Source organism: Megasphaera coli (genome assembly GCF_900095855.1).
Taxonomy (GTDB): domain Bacteria; phylum Bacillota; class Negativicutes; order Veillonellales; family Megasphaeraceae; genus Megasphaera; species Megasphaera massiliensis_A.
In genome coordinates this window covers 1,043,178-1,061,491 of sequence record NZ_FMIY01000002.1, presented here as the reverse complement: position 1 = coordinate 1,061,491, position 18,314 = coordinate 1,043,178, and the positions used below count along the sequence as shown (strand labels likewise).

Sequence of the window (18,314 nt, the reverse complement as noted above, 5' to 3'; positions counted from 1 at the left end):
ATTGCAGATACAGGAGGAATTGGAAATGGCTGTTAAAGCATATTTACAGGTTACGATGAAAATCAATGAAGAGAATCGTCCCGCGGCGGCAGGTGTGTACACAAAATATAGACAACCTTTTTTGGATAGCATTTTTTGGATAGCATTGAAGGGGCGCTGACGAAAGAACTTCTCGTGCGTGATGAAGATGTACAGGTATTGCACGGTTTTGACAGTGTCGAACATGCACAAGCATATTTGACAAGTGAGATGTTTACCAAGCAGGTTGCACCTGCGTTGCAGCCGACCTGGGCCGGCGAACCGGAGATAAAAGTTTACGGCATAGCTTAAAAAGAGAGTAAAAAAGCAGCGGCTCTACGGCAGAACCGCTGCTTTTGCAGTTATTGTCCCCGCATGCGTTGGTACACGGGCAATCGTTTCAAGTGGCGCAGCGTGAAATTCGCCGTAATACCGATAAGAATCCCCGTACCGGTGCCGGTGACGGAGAGGACGGGCAAGTAGAGGAGAAGCTTCGCATTTTCCACAATGAGCGATGCTGTGAGAACCTGGCCCCAATTATGTAAGATGCCGCCGGCGGCGCTGACACCGATGAGGGAGAATTTCTCCGTCTTCATGAGCAGCGCCATGGCCGTAAAGCTGAAGGCCGCACCGGCAAGGCTGTACAAAAAGGCGTTAATACCGCCGGCAAAGGCGGTTGCCAGGATGATGCGGATTAAAAGGATACATGCCGTATCTCTCTTGCGCGGAAAGGTGTAGAGGGCGACGACCGTAATCAAGTTGGACAGGCCGAGCTTGGCACCCGGTGCGATAAAAGGAACGGGCAGCATGCCCTCAATAATATAGAGCACCAGCGACTGGGCAATGAAGAGCCCGAGTAAGATAAGTTTTGTCGTTTTATTCATACGCACCTCTAGCGTGCCGGAATGATGTCCGGTTCGTCGGCGTTATCCGCTTTCACTTCAATGAGAACCTTGTGGGGCAGGCAGACGGCGGTCTGACCGGGTTTGGAAATGAAGCCTTCGTCCACGCAAATCTGATCGGGGCAGTCCGCTTCGACGACGCCGATTTCATGTTCTCTCACGACGATGGTGTTATAGCCCGCCGCTGTTTGTATGGTAAACATATTCGTGCCGCTGTGTGAGCCTAAGGGGATGGTTTTATATACGGCGCCGTCCACGGTGATAACCGCATAGGTTTGTGATGAGTCGGCCAGAGAGCCTTGCAAAACATAATAGACCGTCGGTGCGCAGGAAAGAAGGAGGAGGCATATAATGAGGAGTATATCTTTTTTCTTCATTCGGCAGTCTCCTTCCGGTAAATAAGACAAACCGCTTTTTCCGCCGCCCTTACGGCGCGGGGCGTAAATTCTTCGACGCCTACGTCGTCCGTAAGGTCCGTAAAAACACAGACGCACGCAGGAGACAGGCCGGCCGCTTCAATAGCATCCGGTGAAAAGGAGAGGAGAATATCGCCTTTTTTGACGGTTTCTTCCGCTTTGACGTAAGCCGTAAAGCCGGTGCCGCCGAGAGTTACCGTGTCGATGCCGATGTGGAGGAGGTATTCCACCCCTTCCGTGTCGGTCATGACGAGGGCGTGCTTTGCGTCGAAAACGAAATTCACCGTACCGTCGGCAGGTGCAAGGACCGTGCCGTCTGTAGGAAAAACACAGAACCCGTCGCCCGTGACCTTTTGGGAAAATACGTTGTCAGGCGTATCCGCAATGGGATGCAGGTTCCCCGTAAAGGGTGAATAAATGATGAGTGAGTTGCGATTGTGTTGCGGCATGGTATACCTCGGTATTTCGTACAGATTTTTTCCTCTTTTATTCTAGCATAGGCCGATGTATTTTCGAAATGAACAGATTTTTCGGAAATCTAAAAAGACGCTCCATATCAATGAAGCGCCTTTGTTTGAAATATTTTTTTATTAAGCCTGAGCTGCCGCTTTACCGAGAGCTGCGCATTCTTCGGAGTTATCCGGCGTTTCGTTGACAATAGCCGTACCGAAAACGTTGGCGCCTGCATCAACAGCGCGTTGTTTCCACGTTTCCATCCAGTCGCCCGTGCCCCAGCCGTAAGAGCCGAAGAGGCCGACCTTTTTGCCGCTCAACTTGCCTGCCAATTCAGCGAAGAACGGTTCAACAACCGTTTCTTCCAATTCTTCGCCGCCCATTGCGGGGCAGCCGAGAAGGATAACATCCTTGCCTGCCACTTCGTCGACAGTCGTGTCTTCAAATAACATTTTTTCAACTTCGGCGCCGGCAGCCTTTGCAGCCGCTTCGATTTCATTTGCCATCGCTTCCGTGTTACCTGTGCCACTCCAATAAACGATTGATACCATGATAATTCCTCCTTAAGCTATAATGAGCTCTTCTAATTTTATGCCAACAGAATATCTGTTGCTGTAATATTTTCGGCATCGCGTGAATGTATTAAAAAGGCGTGCCGCTTTTTGGGGATTTCCGTATACCTTCCACTCGCCGCAGAGTTTGGCGTGGCTGCCCTTGTGGTGAATGAAACCGTATACATCTTCGACGGGATAGCCGAGAAACAGTCCCGCTTCATGGGGGAAACAACAAGCTTCGTCGAAACGCTTTTCCAAGAGGGTAAGCATGTCGTCCAAGCTCATGTCGGCAGTGTAACCATATTGCTTTAAGAAGCAGAGCACGCTTCGCTGCATCATATACGCCCGGACGGAACCGGGCCGATATACGTAGAGGAGTGTGCGTTTCGGGCAAGCGAAAAGAATGCGGAAATACAGGCCTTTGCTATTGTATTTCCGATTATATTTTTCTATGGTGTCTTGAAAATCCTCGGCTTCTTCAAGATTGTGGAAGCAGAGAAGTGAGCCGATTTTCAAGCGTGCCAACGTCGGCGCGCAATGAGTAATCAAGAGTGCGTCGATATCCATTCCTTACCTCCCCCTTACTCCGAGTACTGCCTATACCAATATACCAATTGTGAAAATAATTGTCAAACGCATTTTCTGCCGAAGGTGGATGAATCCGTATATTTTTATGAAAAACAAGGTAAAAGACGGGGATTTAGTTGATAGTTGTTATTTCTTTATAGATAACTTATGACATGTGCTTTTTCGGCATAGACGGACGGGCCGAAAAGGGCGTGTGCCCGAGAGCCGCACGCAGGGAGTTTTGCAAGTCGTGCAGGTATTCGGTTAATTCGTTTGTAAGGGGCATGTTCTTTTTCTTTATCCAACCGATGGTCATAGTGCCGCCGGCGCCGCTGATGGGAATGGAGACGACGTCTTGTCCGGTGATGCGGGGCAGGAGGCAGCCCGTACCCAGGTTGTACGCGTTCGTGTGGGCAATGATGCTGAGCATGGTGGAGCGGTCTGTAGCGTAAATGGTCTTACGCGAATAGTACTTGGGAATAATGTATTCTTCCGACAACTGCGACGGGTCATTGCCCTGCTCGTAGCAAATATGCGGGTACGGCAGGAGTTGTTCGATTGAAATTTCCGGCAGTCCTGCCAGAGGATGGTTTTTGCTCAAATAAGCGTGAGGAGGGAAATCACAGAAGGGGACAAACTCCAAGTTGTTTTTTGCAAGGATGCGGTACATGAACTGTTCCGTCAATTCGGAAATGTAAATAATACCGATCTGGCTGCGCTGGACGAGGACGTCGTGAATAATTTGCGACGTACGCCCTTCGGAAATGCGTACCGTATACGCCGCGGTATCCGCTTGCCTTTGGAGAAAGCTGATCATGCCGTCAATGGCGAAGAGGTAATGGTGCGACGAAATGGAGAGACGAATTTTTTCACCATCCCCCTTTTCATGCAGAAAGTAGTCCTGCATGTTGGCCGACGCGTCAAGTACCTGATTGGCAAAGTGCAGGAATTTCAGGCCGTCCGCCGTAAAGGAAATACCGTGGCGGCTGCGGCGCAGAATAGTAATGTGAAACTCTTTCTCCAAGTCTTTGACGACCTTGCTTAAACTCGGTTGGGCAACAAATAATTTTTTGGCTGCCGCCGTAATGGAACTGCATTTGGATATTTCTACAATATACTGCAGCTGCTGAAGCGTCATGGCGAACCTCCGTCATATATTTTTTCTATGAAATAGAATTGACAGATCATATTATTCAAGAACAGTATACGGTGTTATACTTTAAAGAGTCAAAGAATATGCGAAAAAGTCATGAAATATTAAAGTATTTATAAAAAATAATTATGAAGGAGAGGATACTTATGAAACGGGAAGAATTGGAAAAAATGGGATTTTCGACACAGGCTATTCACGGCGGTGCCGCACCGAACTCTTTCGGTGCGCTGACGGCTCCTATTTACCAGACGTCGACCTTCGTCTTTGATTCGGCCGAACAAGGCGGCAAGCGCTTCGCCTTGGAAGAAGAAGGATATATTTATAGCCGGCTGGGCAACCCGACGACGACCGTAATTGAAGAAAAAGTGGCCCTTCTTGAAGGTGCTGAGGCTTGCGTGGCTACGGCTTCCGGCATGGGTGCTATTTCGACGACCTTCTGGACTTTAGTGCAGAGCGGCGATCATATCGTTGCCGGCAAGACGCTGTACGGCTGCACCTTTGCTCTCTTAAGCCACGGCATACCTCGTGCCGGCGTGGAAGTGACCTTTGTCGACATGACGGACCTTGACGCCGTAAAGAAGGCCATGAAGCCCAATACGAAGATGGTTTATGTCGAAACGCCGGCCAACCCGACACTCGATATCGTTGACATTGCAGCCGTATCCGAAATTGCTCATACTGTAGCCGGCTGCTCCGTTGTCGTGGACAACACGTTCTGCACGCCGTATATTCAAAAACCCATCTCTCTCGGTGCAGACGTGGTCGTTCATTCGGCTACGAAGTACCTGAACGGTCACGGCGACGTCATTGCCGGTTTTGTTTGCGGTACGAAAGAATGCATGACACAGGTGCGCCTTTTCGGTATTAAGGATATGACCGGTGCCGTTCTCAGTCCCTTTGACGCCTTCCTCATTGCCCGCGGTATGAAGACTCTCGCCATCCGCATGGAACGGCACTGCGCCAACGCTATGGAAGTGGCTGCCTTCTTGGAAACACACCCGGCCGTCGTATCCGTCGCCTATCCGGGGCTGAAGAGCTTCCCTTACTATGAGCTCGCTAAGAAGCAAATGCACCTGCCCGGCGGCATGATTTCTTTTGAAGTAAAGGGCGGCAAGAAGTCCGGCGGCATCGTTATGGACAGCGTAAAACTCTGCAAGCTCGCCGTATCTTTGGGCGATGCGGAAACACTTATCGAACATGCCGCAACCATGACACATTCGACATACACGGCAGAAGAACTGAAAGCTTCCGGTATCAGTGAGGGCCTTGTCCGCCTTTCTGTCGGCCTGGAAGATGCGGCTGATATTATTGCCGACTTGAAACAGGCTCTTGATAAAATTTAAAAGATATGATTAATGAAAGGGAATTACGTCAAAAGCGGCGTAATTCCCTTTTTATTTGAAAATAAAATACAATCAATTAAAACTATAAGGAAAATAAATAAAATTTCATATAATTTATCTATACATAAGCCTGTGCTTTTTATATTTTACGGAAATATATCGTTGTGTTACCATTGTCCATAATGCATAGGCAGGGAAAATATTAATTTCGTGGGTACGGAGAGAGGAGTGTATTAGTAATGAATGAGAATGAAGAATATCGTGCAGAAGAGGAACTTGCCGGGAAGATAAGTGAAGAATCTCATGTCACACCGAACGGTACGGCCTTACTGCCCTTCGTCGTCTTTGTCGCGGTTTACTTGGGTGCAGGGATTTTCCTCCAAATGCAGGGCGTTGAAATGCCCTTTTATCAGTTTCCGGCACCGCTTGCGTCGATTATCGGCATTATTGTTGCCTTCATTATTTTGAAAGGGACCTTTAACGATAAATTCGACACCTTTATTAAGGGCTGCGGCAATCCGGACATTTTGATCATGTGCTGCATCTTCTTGTTGGCCGGCGGCTTTGCCTCGGTTTGCAAGGCTATGGGCGGCATCGACTCGACGGTTAACCTGGGGCTGACCTATATCCCGCCGGAATACCTGGCGGCCGGTATCTTTTTGATTTCCGCTTTTATCTCCACGGCAACGGGTACATCCGTCGGCTGTTGTGCCGCTGTCGGTCCGATTGCCGTTGCTATTGCCGAACGGTCCGGTACACCCTTGGCCTTGGTTCTGGGGTGTCTTGTCGGCGGCGCCATGTTGGGAGACAACTTATCTATCATTTCCGATACGACCATTGCGTCTACGCGAACACAAGGGTGCAAAATGAAGGATAAGTTCCGCTTGAATTTCTGGCTTACCATCTTCCCGGCAGTCATTACATTTATTCTCCTCGTTCTTTTCGGCGGCGCCGAAACGGCAGTCAGTGCGGGCGATCATGATTTTAATGTAATTAAAATACTGCCGTATATCATTGTCCTCATCACGGCCGTCATGGGCATGAATGTCTTCCTGGTTCTCGTCGGCGGTACGATTCTTGCCGGCGTCATCGGCATGGCCTATGGCGATCTCAACTTCCTGACCTTCATGCAAGCTGTGTATAAGGGCTTCAGCGGCATGTTCGACATCTTTCTCCTGTCCATGCTGACAGGAGGTCTGGCAGCGATGGTAAGCAAGGCCGGCGGCATTGCTTATCTGCTCCATTCGGTGCAGCATTTAATCGTCGGCAAGCGGTCCGCCGAACTCGGTATTTCCGCTCTCGTGTCGGTTACGGATATTGCCTTGGCGAACAACACGGTTTCCATCATTATTAACGGCGAAATGGCAAAACGCATTTGTTATAAGTTCCACGTTGACCCGCGTCGCAGTGCAGCCCTGCTCAGTACGTTTTCGACCATCTTCCAGGGGCTCATTCCTTATGGTGCACAAATGCTGATTATTACGGGCTTTACGGCCGGTGCCGTGTCGCCTCTTGAAGTTTTGCCGTACACGTGGTTCATTTACCTCCTCGGTATTTCGGCCGTTATTTCCGTCTTCATTCCCTTCTCGGACGGCTTTATTCGGAAAGACCCTTGGAATTTTGAACGGCAGAAACCGCAAAGCAAAGTACAGACTCAATAAGGACATGAAAAAAAGAGGCCCGCATTATGCGGGCCCCTTTTGTGTCGTCTTTAGAATGCCGGTAAGACGGATCCCCGGAAATGTTCTTCAATGAATTTTCGAATCGGTTCGGACTGGTAAATGGCTACGATTTTTTTATACGTTTCGTTGTCCGTATCTTCGGTGCGGACGGCGAAGACATTGGCATAAGGAGAGTTTTTATCTTCGACTGTGAGCGAATCCTTCTGTGGATTCAGGCCTGCGGGGATCGCGTAATTCGTGTTTACGCAAGCCAAATCCATATCGTCGAGGGAGCGGGCGATTTGTGCCGCGTCAAGTTCGACGATTTGCAGGTCTTTCGGATTTTCAACAATATCCTGAACCGTTGCGTCGACGGTCTTGCCGTCTTGCAGTTTGATGAGTTTGGCTGCCTGCAAAAGCAGCAGGGCACGGGCGCCGTTCGTCGGGTCGTTAGGGATGGCGACTCTGGCGCCGGACGTTACGTCACTCAAGTTCTTATATTTATGAGAGAAGACGCCCATGGGCAGGATGATCGTCTTACCGATGGATTTCAGGTTAAGGCCCTGCTTTTTGACGATATTATCCAAATACGGTTGGTGTTGGAAGGAGTTGATATCCAGGTCTTTCTGGGCCAGCGCCGTATTCGGCTGAACATAGTCGTTAAATTCGACGACTTTCAGGGTAATGCCCTGTTTAGCCGCCTCTTTGACGACTTCATCCATAACTTCCGCGTGGGGGCCGGCGGTTACACCGATTTTAACCTCTTTCTTGTCGGTCGAAGCCGTATCGGAACTGCCGCAGCCGGCGGTAAAAATTATGGCAGCGGCTATAAGGGTCAGGGCAAGGGCTTTGGATAGGGATAATTTCATAAGGCAACATCCTTTCATAAGAAGAAATTAATGGCATACAGTTTCATAAAAAAGCCGTCATGGTATATGACGGCTTTTACTATGCAAATTCATCTGTCGGCAGATTCTGCCGTGGAATTGGCACCTTCCCGTAATGGGGGTTGCCGCAATGTTATCGGGCCATGTCCCTCGATTGCTCTTGATGAAACTATATGCAATTTATGGTGTTAATCATAGCATTGTCATTCCGGGCTGTCAACCTGCGAATTTACGCTTGACCGTTTAAAGGCGGGGTAGACAGCAGGCTGCCCTATTCGCTATACTTTAGCGTATACATAGGGGAGGTGCGGCGGTCTTGCGAAACATACATATTATTGCCTGCGGCGGCACGATTGCCGGCCGGGCGGACAGGGCGACGAATTTGACCGGTTATACGGCGGGGGTTATGGACATCGGTGATCTCCTGGCTGCCGTGCCGGCAATTCACGATGTTGCCGCCGTGACGGGGGAACAGCTGTTCAATATTGACAGCTCCGACATGACCGAAGAAAAATGGCTTGCCCTGGCACGGCGGACGGAGGATGCGGCAGCCCGCGACGACGTGGACGGTATCGTTGTTACGCACGGTACGGATACGCTTGAAGAGACGGCATATTTCTTAAATCTTACGGTCCATACATGCAAGCCCGTCATCCTTACGGGCGCCATGCGGCCGGCGTCGGCACTCAGTGCGGACGGACCTTTGAATCTCTTGGAAGCCGTGCAGGCGGCAAAGACGGCGGAAGCGGGAAAGTACGGAGTCCTCATTGCCATGAACGGTATGCTTTGCAGTGCCCGTTTCGGTTACAAGACGGACACGACTCACGTCCATGCTTTTCAGGGCCGTCAAATGGGTGTCGTCGGCTTTATCCAAAACGGCGAGCCTTTTTTCTATCAGCAGCCTTTGCGTCTGCACACGTACAAATCGACTTTTTTCCTTGGCGACGCGGAAACGTTGCCGCCCGTTTGGATTTTGTACGCTTACGTAGGTATGTCGCCGGATCTCATTAGGGCAGCTGTAAGTTGCGGTGTCAAAGGATTGGTTCTTGCCGGTTTGGGGCACGGGAAAAATCCCTCTTACTGTGAGTCCGCCCTGCAGCAGGCGGCCCGGGCGGGAATCATCATAGTGCGCACGTCGCGTGTGTTGGGCGGCATAGTTACGGAAGGCGGCGACGGCAAGGCTTTTATTTGCGGAGATTCATTGACACCGCAGCAGGCAAAAATTCTCTTGCAATTATCTTTGTTACGGTCCGACGGCGCCGCTGAAACGAAGCGGAATTTTGCGCAGTATTAAGGGCTGCGGGAAAGGGCTTTAACCTTGTCCTTATGCGGCCGGTATGCTAAAATAAATCAGGTTTTATTAGACTTTTCCGGATTGTTGGATGGGAGCGATTAAAGATGAAAAAATATCAAAAAATAGCGGCAGCTTTGACGTGTGCCGTTATTCTGAGCGGGTCCGCCTTTGCCGCAAAAACTGCGGCTCCTTTTAAAGATATTGATAATTATTGGGGCAAACCGGCAATTCAATATTTTTATGACCGCCACTATGTGAGCGGCATGGGCGATGAATTTAAACCGAATGAAGACATTACACGTGAAGGCGCCGCGTCTATTTTGAACAATATAATCGGCGGAACTGATGAGGCTACAGTCGATTTCAAGGATGTCAAAGGGCGCTGGTCCGAAAAGGCAATCGCTTCCATGGTGGACAAACAGATTATGAACGGCTATGAAGACGGAACATTTAAACCGGAAAGGGCAATTACGCGTCAGGAATTTGCCGTCATTGCCTATAATTACATGAATTACAAAGGTGTTGCCGCCCAGAAATCGGCTGTAGATTACAAGGATGAAAAAGATATTGCGCCGTGGGCCAAGACGGCCGTCGATACGTTGACCGCCGTCGGTTACATGAAGGGGTCGAACGACATGTTCCTGCCGCAGCGGCACATTACACGCGGTGAAGCCGTCAACGTTCTTTATCGTGTCCTCACGGGCAATTCAAAGACGCAGGCTGAAGAAAAGGAAGTAGAAAAATATGTATTCTCCCACATTACGAAGGTATACGGCTCGGTCAGGAAGTTTTCCGACGACGGAGCCATGTACTGGCAGGGCGATACGCTCAACGTAATCGTCAAGAAAGACGCCAACCGTTCCAAGCTGGAAGGCCTGATTAACGGCGATGACCGCATTGCCGACGGTTCCGTTGTCGTGCGCAAGGGTGCGTACAGCTATAACGACTATAAGAAGATGCAAAACGATGCTCTTCGCGTATATAAAGAAAAAGAAGGCAAAGAGGCGACCGTTGCCGTCGATTACTTAAACGAAGAAGTCGTACTTACGGCACCGGCCATGTCGGACAGTACGCAAAGAGCGCTGAAGAAAGCCGTCGGCAAAGGGCTGCGGATAATCGTTGCGGAAGATGGCGAATAACGGGAGTTTCAGCGTATGAATCGTAAACGCACAGCCTTTCTCTGCGCCGTCCTTGCCGTCAGCGGCAGCCTTTGTGCATTTTCCCGCGCGCCCTATAAGGACTTGGCGAGTGTGGCGAACAGAGGGGCCATAGATTATTTATACGATATAAAATGCCTGGATTTTATTATGGGCAATGAGTTTCAGCCGCAGACACCCCTTACGCGCGGCGATTTGGCACATTTGCTCTACAATGTGACGCCGTCCCTTTCTGCAGTCCTTACGCCGCAGCAGAAGGAAAGTGCTGCGGCGCCCTTTTATGCTGTAGAGGCCGCAGGTATTCTGAAGGCTGACGGAAAGGGCGATTTTCGAGCATCCGAGCCACTGTCCGTCAGTGAGTATGCGGCCGCCTTGGAACGGTACGGTGCGTACAGCCGTCTGGACATGACACCCTATACGGCGCGGCTTAAAGAGCAGCCGGCTGCAGGTGAATACATGACGCGCGGCGCCGCGGCGGAGCAGTTATTCCGGATTATCAAACCGGACGGTGTCTATGTGCCGCATGTAGAGCTGGAAAAGGCCGCCATGAAGTGCCTGAACGACGAATACGGTTCCATGATTTCCTTCTTCGACGAGGGGACGCTCTACTGGGACGGAGATACGCTTGTCATCGGTCTGTTGGACGGCTCGTCAAGGTCTCTTGAACGGCGGCTGAAACGCGATCACTCTCTCAGAAGCGTCGTGCAGGTGAAGCCCGTCGTCATGGCGAAGAGTGAGTATGACACGCTTTTGCGCATTGTCGGTGATGTCCTTGCCGCGACTGTGGACAAAGAGGAATATTTAGGCAGCCTGCCCGATTACAAGGCACAGCAAATCGTTGTTATGACGAAGACTCCCTTGCCGGCGGATGTGCTGGCGGAATTGGAAAGGCAGGCAGGCCGCGGCATTGTACGCAATGAAGATGCCGTGACGGCCAAAGAAAAAGTGAAGGGAACGCGGGCCGATTCGGGTGTACGCGAGCCCGTAACGGCGCGAACGAGACATCGTCTGCCGAAAGCTTTGTTTACATCGTCTCTATTGGACAGAGAGACGGCCATCGTCGCGTCAAGAAAATTTTAACGGTACAAACGCCGCACCTTTATAAAAAGGGCGGCGTTTTCTTACGGAAAAATCCGGCTCAGTTCAGCCACGTCGTGAATCAGATAGGTCGGGTGCAGAACTTGCAGGAAAGCGGCATCTCTGAACCCCCATGTGACGAGAAGACTGTCCAGACCGGCGTTGTCGGCAGTGATCTTGTCCACTTCCGAGTCACCTACATACACGGCCTCATCAGGCGTGCAGCCGAGGCGTTTCAAGGCGGTATAGAGCATTTGCGGCTGCGGCTTTTTCGGCACGGCGTCCGTCGCGCCGAGGGAAAATGCTGCAAGGCCCCGGAAGTACAGGTCGTGCAGGGCCGTCACGGCGGCCTGTCCCTTGTTGGATACGATGGCTGTCTTATAACCCTTGGACTTTAAACCGTCCAAGGCCTGTCGAATGCCTGCATAAGGTGCCGTACCGTTTTGACAGTGTGTGCTGTAGTGATTTTTGAATTCTTCCGTCAGTTCGGCCTGTTCGGCGATTGACAGGTGCGGCGCCGCTCTCGCAATGAGGCCGTCGTAGCCGTAGCCCAGGCAAAGACGCACGTCTCCGCTTGATAAGATGGGCAGATTATGGCGTTTCCAAACGACAGCCAGGGAGTTCGTGAGGCCGTTCAACGTATCCAGGACGGTGCCGTCCATATCGAAGAGGATAGCTTTGTATGTTTTCATGAGTATCAGTCCCTCGGCTCTAATATATGGTGCGCCTGACGGTGCATTGAATTTATTATAAGAGGCTTCCCCGTATTTGTCTAATTTCTTAAATCCTAAAAAGATACAAACAACATACGGAGTGTGATACAATGATACAAGGTATTTTCATTGCTGAGAAAGAGGAGTGAATCTGTATGAGTCAGTTTTTGCCATATGCGCTTGTAGTCGGTATGGTCATCGTGTTTTTTGCCGTCTGTTATCTCGTTTATTCCGGTGACGACGGAGAGAAAAAGCATGCGGAATCACATAAGACCGGATCTCGCGGCGATTTGCGTCAGCACGGCCCGGAACGGTCGGCCGGCCGCGTGAATGCATTACAACCGAGTCAGGAAAAGAAAACGCCTAGTCAATCGACGTCCGTACAGGTTCACGAAAAGCCCGTAAGAAAGGCGGAAAGTGCTTACTTAAATCATAGAGGAGAAGCGGTTAACGATGCCGGAGAAATAGTATATAAAACCGAACGGCCGGATAAGGTTGCCGACGACGCAGGCAGTACACGCGTATTACGGCGCGATGAAATTACGGCGGCCATGAACAAGGCGACCGCTCTGGCTGAAAGCCGGGAAACGGCGAAACGGCAAAACCGGAAGGAAAGCGAATCGTTGTCCGGTATGGGTGCCGTCGTGGCCGCAGACTTGGCTGCCAAGGAAAAGCTTGCCGTGTCGGCTGTAGCGGCGGACGTCGATTCGACGCGCCCCGTACCGGCAGTCAAGGACAGCGCACCTGAATTGCAGGTACAGACCGCTGCCGCTCCTGAAAAGGAAGCGGTCGTTCAAGTGCGGCAGAATAAGGAAGTCATTGAATCACCTCTCATTAACAAATGTACGGAACACTTCTTGCGGCAATACAGTTTTACAGGAACGGAAATGAAGAAGAACGTACAATATATTACGGGAGCGGCTTTCCGTACCGCAGGCTGCCGTCTCGATGAAGATCGGGAGCAGATATTGTCGACGCTCGAAGTGCAAGATGCCCTGTTGCAGGTGCAAAAGACCTATGCCGCTCATCCGGAAGATTTTGTCGAAGCCGTCGCTTTACGGGCTTTCTTCGACATTGTCCGCTGCCCGGCCACATCGACACGTCATTTGGTTGCCATAGATGCCCTGAAGGTTATGCCTTACTTGTCACGGCCTCATTATCAGATATTGGCGCTGTTGCTGCTTTTCCTCTACTCACGCAACTCGCACAATGTCGATAAAGAAACCTTCGGCCAATATATAGAGAAATATGTCTTGCCTATAGTCAATCACTTTCCGACGGAACGGCCTTATTATCAGCAGTTGGATTACCTCCACTGCACGGCCGTAGAAACGAAAGGCACGCCTTTCGCTACACTTCTCGGCGATTCATACCCTCTCCTCTTCCGCTATCGCGGTTTTACGGAGGAAGAATTGCGCAAGGCTTTGAAGACGGCCTATATGCCGGCGGAGTTCATCGTTCAATCTTTCAACTCGCCACTTCATAAGCTGGCCCTCATTGACGACAACATGGCGTCCCGTTTCTTCCGCCTCGCCCGCATTGAAGACAGAGATATTCAGGAAGGTCTCCTGCGTTTGGCGCGGAAACGGCCGGCCGACTTCAGCGGTGAAGAAGCTCTGGACGTGATGGAAGAAATATCACCGATTCTCGCCGATATGGGCGATATTTGGGACAGCACAATGCTGCGCGTGTCGACGCTATCTCTCTTGGGCCTCTACTTGGGACAAGGCTATATTCGTGAAATAATCGGGGAAGAATTTGATTTAAGTCGTTGGTTTGAATAAGATTCGGGAGATATACACATGAAAAAGATTCGTAAGGCCGTTATTCCCGCCGCCGGTTTCGGCACGCGTTTTTTGCCGGCCACCAAGGCGACGCCGAAGGAAATGTTGCCTATCGTTGATAAGCCGACGATTCAATATATTGTTGAAGAAGCTCTGGCAAGCGGTGTAGAAGAAATTCTGATCATCAGCGGTCATGCCAAGCGGGCTATAGAAGACCACTTCGACACGACGCCCGGTCTGGAACAGCACTTGGAACAAGCCGGTAAGACGGAGATGCTCAATCTCGTGCGGGAAATTTCCGATATTAATATCCATTACATTCGGCAAAAGCATATGCGCGGCCTCGGTGATGCCATTTTGTGCGCCCGGTCGTTTATTGATAACGAGCCTTTTGCCGTCTTACTGGGTGATGACGTGGTCTATAATGAAACGCGTCCGGCGCTGCAGCAAATGATCGATGTTTTTAATGACGTGGGCGGCACGATTTTGGGCTGTCAGGAAGTGGAACCCGAAAAAGTGTCGGCTTACGGTATCGTTTCCGGCACGCCCGTTGCAGGAAAAAATATTCTCCGCGTTACCGATATGGTTGAGAAGCCGGCTCCTGCAGAAGCGCCCGGCCGTACGGCCGTGTTGGGCCGCTATATCATTGCACCTGACATATTCCGTACGCTTGTCGAGACGAAGCCCGGGAAGGGCGGAGAAATACAGCTTACGGACGCACTGAAAGAAATGGCGCGCAACGAAGCTGTGTATGCGTACTGCTTTGAGGGGAAGCGCTATGATGTAGGCGACAAGCTCGGCTTTCTGAAAGCTACCGTCGAGTATGGCCTGCGCAATCCCGACTTGGGAGATGCTTTTCGGGCATATTTGCAAAACTTGGCTGAAAAAGAGTCGAAAAAAGTTTAAAATTTGCCTTGACTATTCTCAATAAGGGTAATATAATTGAGAACAAGCAAAATATATTGCTTTGGGTTATCAGAAAAAGGAGTTGTGTATTATGTTTCAGAATGGTGATTTTTGGATCGGTTTGGGCGTAGGCGTTGTTGCCGGCATTTTCGGCTATAAATTGATGGTGGAAAGGGAACAGCAATTGTTGGCTATGCAGCAGCCTGCTGCAGGCAGTGTTGCCGCTAACATTCCTTTGGCCGAATTACAGCGTCAAAAAGAAGAATTGGAAGACCTCATTGCGGCACAGGAAGCGGAACAGGCTTAGGCTGCAAGACGGATGAATGTAACTGCCGCCACTAGTGGCGGCAGTTCTTTTTAAAGATGGCGAATGTTATAATGGAGGAGTTCAAAAGCATTCATGATACCCGTATCGAAGTGGGATTTTATTATGCAGGCCGTTTCCGTCCGTTCATATATACCCGGCAGAATACGCCTGCAAAGTAATCGCCTTGTCAACAATCAGGTCCTGACCGATCAGGTTTGCCGCTACGTATCTGCTTATAAGGAAATCGCGTCCGTAGAGGCGAATGTCCTGACCGGTTCGATTTTAATTAAATATGAACCTTCCAGCTTGCGATCCAATCGTGAATTGGCTAAAGTGGAGCAATATATTATGAATCATGTAGAAAGGAGGATATAACCATGTCCTATGTGTCGGGATTTATGTTGGGCGCCTCTATCGGCAAAGCCGTTCACAAATACTTGGGCGGTAACGGAAAATCGGCTTCCGCCGTTTCGCGACGTGACGTCAATGAACGGAAAAGCACGTCTTTATATCGGATGCGGGCGATTCCGGATTTTGCCTGTGTTTCCGCTTTGCCCGGGAGAAGGCGGTATCGGGCGAAGGCGATTATGCGAAATGCACCCTTGGCGGAGCTCTTGCAGGAAGGGTTGAAGGACGTAAGGGGTTTGACGAGTGTGGAAGTAAACCGGATGACCGGCAGTATTCTTGTCCGAGCCGAAAGTGATGATGCGTTTAAACGGTTGGAAATATTTTTGGAAAGCCGATTTTTCTTTTGCCCCTGCACGGGCGCACCTGTTACGGCTTGTGCCGATGTATCCTGCTATACATTGAATCGTCAGCCTTCATCCGAATACAAGCATACATTGCAGGAAGTATTGTCTTCCATGAGCGCATATGTCTATGAACGAACACATCATCTCTTTGATCTGCGTTCCCTCGTTTCTTTTATTTTAATTACACGCGGTATACGACGCATGGTCGCACTCGGCGAAATGCCTTCAGGGCCGCAAATGCTCTGGTGGGCTGTCGCCCTCTTACGCGGAAGGTAGGTAAGACGTATGTACAGTTGTTATAGAGTTCCGCTCAGGGCCTTTTTGCCGGTTCCTATGCGGCTGGTTCTGGGCGCTCAGCTGCGCCGTATTTGCGGTATCGTAACGGCTTCGGTCAAGGAAAAGGAAGTGATCCTCTACTATAAAGGACTCCTTGATATACGGGCGGTTACACAGTTCGTGCGGACTTTTGAAAATAAACGGGGCGTAAAGCGGGAAATAAAAGAAGACCTGGACGCTTCCGCTTATCGGCGCGAAGCCGTCCTCTCTGTAGGCGGCTTTATTGCCATGAATATACTTCACAAGGCGAGCCCCGAGTTTTATGGGAGCATTCTCTTCTTTCGCCGCCTCTTTACGCTTTTTATTGCACGCCGCTTTATTCGTAACGGTGTAATGGGCTTTTTGGAAGACAAGCAGGCCAATGCGGATACGCTGACGGCTACGGCCGTTTTAGCGTCGGTCCTTTCGGGTAAACCCGAATCGAGCCTGACTCTGCTGGCTTTATCAAACGGAGCGGAAATGTTGACCGAATATGCTGCCGAAAAAGCGCGCAGCCAAATTTCGGGCCTTTTGAAACTCGACCAGCGCGATGTCTGGATCGTTGAGAACGGCAGAGAACGTAAGGTTCCCGTTGAATCGTTAAAACCGGGAGACTATATAGCCGTTCATTTGGGCGAAAAAATTTGTGTCGACGGTAAAGTTATAAGCGGCAATGCAGCCGTTAATCAGGCATCCATTACGGGTGAGTCGAATCCGGCTATTAAGCAGACGGATTCCGCCGTCTATGCAGGCAGCGTTATTGAAGCGGGAGACCTCGTTATTTGTGTCGAAAAAGTCGGTAACGACACGTCTTTGGCTCAGATTATCCATCTTGTTGAAGAAGCGCAGACTCGGCGGGCGCCGGTGCAGAACTTTGCCGACAAGACGGCCAATATGCTCGTGCCCGTCTCCTTTATCGGCGCGGCCATCGTCTATGGGGCGACGAAGGATTGGCAGCGGGTACTCAATCTTCTCTTTATCGATTTTTCCTGCGGCCTGAAATTATCGACTGCAACGGCTATTTCCGCAGCTATCGGCGTAGCGGCAAAGCAGGGCATCCTGATCAAGGGCGGAAATTATATTGAAAACCTTTCGTCTGTCGATACGGTCGTTCTTGACAAAACCGGTACCATAACTATCGGCGTGCCGCAGATTTCTCACATTGAGACGGAACCGGGCGTAACGGAAAAAGAAGTTATTCTTCTGGCCGCTTCGGCGGAAATGCATTCCGTTCATCCCTTGGCCGTGGCCATACACAAGTATGTGGCAAACAACAACTGGGAGACACCGCCGCATACTATGTCTGAAACGATCGTGGCCAGAGGCATGAAGGCAACCGTGCCGGATTTTGAAAATGTGCACGGCGGGGATATACTTGTCGGCAGCCGGCGCTTTATGGAGGAGCAGGGCGTAACGGGCATTCCTGCCGTAATCGACACGACATGGGGCAAGAATATTCTTTACGTGGCGCGAGACCGTAAGTACATAGGCTTTTTGACTATTCAGGATCCCGTGCGGCCCGGTATGAAGAAAACGCTCAACCGCATGAGGCGTATCGGTGTCGACGAGGTGGTCATGCTTACGGGAGATTCCAAGGAAGTGGCGGCCGATGTGGCTCATGCCATGGATATTGACGGCTATCACGCGGACATTTTGCCGGAAGATAAGGCGAATTATGTTATGGAACTGCAAAAGCGCGGCAATGTCATGATGGTCGGTGACGGCATCAACGATGCACCGGCCTTGGCTTTTGCGGATATCGGTGTCAGCCTGGGCGGTCGGAAAACGGATATTGCCGCCGAATCGGCGGCCATTACGATTCGCTCCGAAGATCCGGGCAAACTCTACGATGCTCTGCAAATCGGCAAGCGGACCATGGAAATTATTAATCAGAACTTTACGGCTACCGTTCTTGTCAATTCGACTGCCATGCTTCTCGGCGCGCTGGGGCGGATTAGTCCTCTCTGGGCAGCTGTCATTCACAACACGGCGACTTTGGCGGTTGTGCTCAACAGCGTACGAATTTTAGGGCCGGGAAAAGGGAAAATTCGATAA

Annotated in this window: 21 protein-coding genes and 1 riboswitch; of the genes, 13 read left to right on the top strand and 8 right to left on the bottom strand. The window is 50.5% G+C overall.

Features of this window, described 5'->3' with window-relative positions; genetic code table 11:
- Window positions 1-25 precede the first annotated feature (25 nt).
- Both BQ2674_RS08660 and BQ2674_RS08590 read left to right on the top strand, forming a co-directional pair.
- The gene (locus tag BQ2674_RS08660) at window positions 26-160 is read left to right on the top strand and encodes a hypothetical protein (RefSeq protein ID WP_262359905.1); all 135 of its coding nucleotides are present in this window, start codon (window positions 26-28) and stop codon (window positions 158-160) included.
- A complete protein-coding gene (locus BQ2674_RS08590) occupies window positions 136-330 on the top strand; it encodes a hypothetical protein (protein ID WP_235828824.1) in 195 nt (64 codons plus the stop codon). The genes BQ2674_RS08660 and BQ2674_RS08590 overlap by 25 nt, the downstream gene beginning before the upstream one ends.
- A gap of 50 nt (window positions 331-380) precedes the next feature.
- Here BQ2674_RS08590 and BQ2674_RS05520 read toward each other — a convergent pair whose 3' ends face one another.
- From BQ2674_RS05520 to BQ2674_RS05495, 6 genes are all read right to left on the bottom strand, one after another.
- The gene (locus tag BQ2674_RS05520) at window positions 381-902 is read right to left on the bottom strand and encodes a Gx transporter family protein (protein ID WP_075572825.1); all 522 of its coding nucleotides are present in this window, start codon (window positions 900-902) and stop codon (window positions 381-383) included.
- Between the two features lie 8 nt (window positions 903-910).
- A complete protein-coding gene (locus tag BQ2674_RS05515; RefSeq protein ID WP_075572824.1) occupies window positions 911-1,297 on the bottom strand; it encodes a NusG domain II-containing protein in 387 nt (128 codons plus the stop codon).
- Entirely contained in the window at window positions 1,294-1,785 is a 492-nt protein-coding gene (locus BQ2674_RS05510) for a PTS sugar transporter subunit IIA (protein ID WP_075572823.1), read from the bottom strand. Before BQ2674_RS05510 ends, BQ2674_RS05515 begins: the two co-directional genes overlap by 4 nt.
- A gap of 141 nt (window positions 1,786-1,926) precedes the next feature.
- Window positions 1,927-2,340, bottom strand: a complete 414-nt coding sequence (locus tag BQ2674_RS05505) for a flavodoxin (RefSeq protein ID WP_075572822.1) — start codon at window positions 2,338-2,340, stop codon at window positions 1,927-1,929.
- A 12-nt stretch (window positions 2,341-2,352) separates the two neighbouring features.
- Window positions 2,353-2,910 carry a DUF3793 family protein gene (locus tag BQ2674_RS05500; RefSeq protein ID WP_075572821.1) on the bottom strand — a complete coding sequence of 186 codons (558 nt, stop codon included), beginning with the start codon at window positions 2,908-2,910 and terminating at the stop codon, window positions 2,353-2,355.
- Window positions 2,911-3,076: 166 nt separating this feature from the next.
- Window positions 3,077-4,048 carry a LysR family transcriptional regulator gene (locus BQ2674_RS05495; RefSeq protein WP_075572820.1) on the bottom strand — a complete coding sequence of 324 codons (972 nt, stop codon included), beginning with the start codon at window positions 4,046-4,048 and terminating at the stop codon, window positions 3,077-3,079.
- 161 nt (window positions 4,049-4,209) lie between these two features.
- Between BQ2674_RS05495 and megL the strand changes: the two genes are divergently transcribed.
- Window positions 4,210-5,406, top strand: a complete 1,197-nt coding sequence (megL, locus tag BQ2674_RS05490) for a methionine gamma-lyase (RefSeq protein ID WP_075572819.1) — start codon at window positions 4,210-4,212, stop codon at window positions 5,404-5,406.
- Window positions 5,407-5,645: 239 nt separating this feature from the next.
- Window positions 5,646-7,067, top strand: coding sequence for a Na+/H+ antiporter NhaC family protein (locus BQ2674_RS05485; protein WP_083222309.1), 1,422 nt, complete (start codon window positions 5,646-5,648; stop codon window positions 7,065-7,067).
- Between the two features lie 50 nt (window positions 7,068-7,117).
- Here BQ2674_RS05485 and BQ2674_RS05480 read toward each other — a convergent pair whose 3' ends face one another.
- Window positions 7,118-7,936: a MetQ/NlpA family ABC transporter substrate-binding protein gene (locus tag BQ2674_RS05480; protein WP_075572818.1), complete on the bottom strand. Its 819-nt coding sequence runs from the start codon at window positions 7,934-7,936 to the stop codon at window positions 7,118-7,120.
- Window positions 7,937-8,022: 86 nt separating this feature from the next.
- A riboswitch (SAM riboswitch) is annotated at window positions 8,023-8,124 on the bottom strand.
- A gap of 146 nt (window positions 8,125-8,270) precedes the next feature.
- Here BQ2674_RS05480 and BQ2674_RS05475 point away from each other — a divergent pair.
- From BQ2674_RS05475 to BQ2674_RS05465, 3 genes are all read left to right on the top strand, one after another.
- A complete protein-coding gene (locus BQ2674_RS05475) occupies window positions 8,271-9,248 on the top strand; it encodes an asparaginase (protein WP_075572817.1) in 978 nt (325 codons plus the stop codon).
- Window positions 9,249-9,352: 104 nt separating this feature from the next.
- Complete coding sequence (locus BQ2674_RS05470) at window positions 9,353-10,387, top strand: S-layer homology domain-containing protein (RefSeq protein WP_075572816.1); 1,035 nt, start codon at window positions 9,353-9,355, stop codon at window positions 10,385-10,387.
- Between the two features lie 15 nt (window positions 10,388-10,402).
- Window positions 10,403-11,485: an S-layer homology domain-containing protein gene (locus BQ2674_RS05465; RefSeq protein ID WP_075572815.1), complete on the top strand. Its 1,083-nt coding sequence runs from the start codon at window positions 10,403-10,405 to the stop codon at window positions 11,483-11,485.
- A 41-nt stretch (window positions 11,486-11,526) separates the two neighbouring features.
- Here the strand turns inward: BQ2674_RS05465 and BQ2674_RS05460 are convergent, their stop codons facing one another.
- A complete protein-coding gene (locus tag BQ2674_RS05460) occupies window positions 11,527-12,174 on the bottom strand; it encodes an HAD family hydrolase (RefSeq protein ID WP_075572814.1) in 648 nt (215 codons plus the stop codon).
- Window positions 12,175-12,350: 176 nt separating this feature from the next.
- Here BQ2674_RS05460 and BQ2674_RS05455 point away from each other — a divergent pair, with 176 nt between their 5' ends.
- The 6 genes from BQ2674_RS05455 (at window position 12,351) to BQ2674_RS05430 (ending at window position 18,314) form a co-directional block, all read left to right on the top strand.
- Complete coding sequence (locus BQ2674_RS05455) at window positions 12,351-13,979, top strand: LPO_1073/Vpar_1526 family protein (protein WP_075572813.1); 1,629 nt, start codon at window positions 12,351-12,353, stop codon at window positions 13,977-13,979.
- Window positions 13,980-13,997: 18 nt separating this feature from the next.
- Window positions 13,998-14,885 (top strand): UTP--glucose-1-phosphate uridylyltransferase GalU, encoded by an 888-nt coding sequence (gene galU, locus BQ2674_RS05450; protein WP_075572812.1) that lies wholly within the window; start codon window positions 13,998-14,000, stop codon window positions 14,883-14,885.
- 91 nt (window positions 14,886-14,976) lie between these two features.
- Entirely contained in the window at window positions 14,977-15,192 is a 216-nt protein-coding gene (locus tag BQ2674_RS05445; RefSeq protein WP_075572811.1) for a 50S ribosomal protein L9, read from the top strand.
- A gap of 93 nt (window positions 15,193-15,285) precedes the next feature.
- Window positions 15,286-15,567, top strand: coding sequence for an HMA2 domain-containing protein (locus BQ2674_RS05440; protein ID WP_075572810.1), 282 nt, complete (start codon window positions 15,286-15,288; stop codon window positions 15,565-15,567).
- Window positions 15,568-15,569: 2 nt separating this feature from the next.
- On the top strand, window positions 15,570-16,220 hold the full coding sequence (locus BQ2674_RS05435; RefSeq protein ID WP_075572809.1) for an HMA2 domain-containing protein: 651 nt from the start codon (window positions 15,570-15,572) through the stop codon (window positions 16,218-16,220).
- 57 nt (window positions 16,221-16,277) lie between these two features.
- Complete coding sequence (locus BQ2674_RS05430; protein ID WP_235828823.1) at window positions 16,278-18,314, top strand: heavy metal translocating P-type ATPase; 2,037 nt, start codon at window positions 16,278-16,280, stop codon at window positions 18,312-18,314.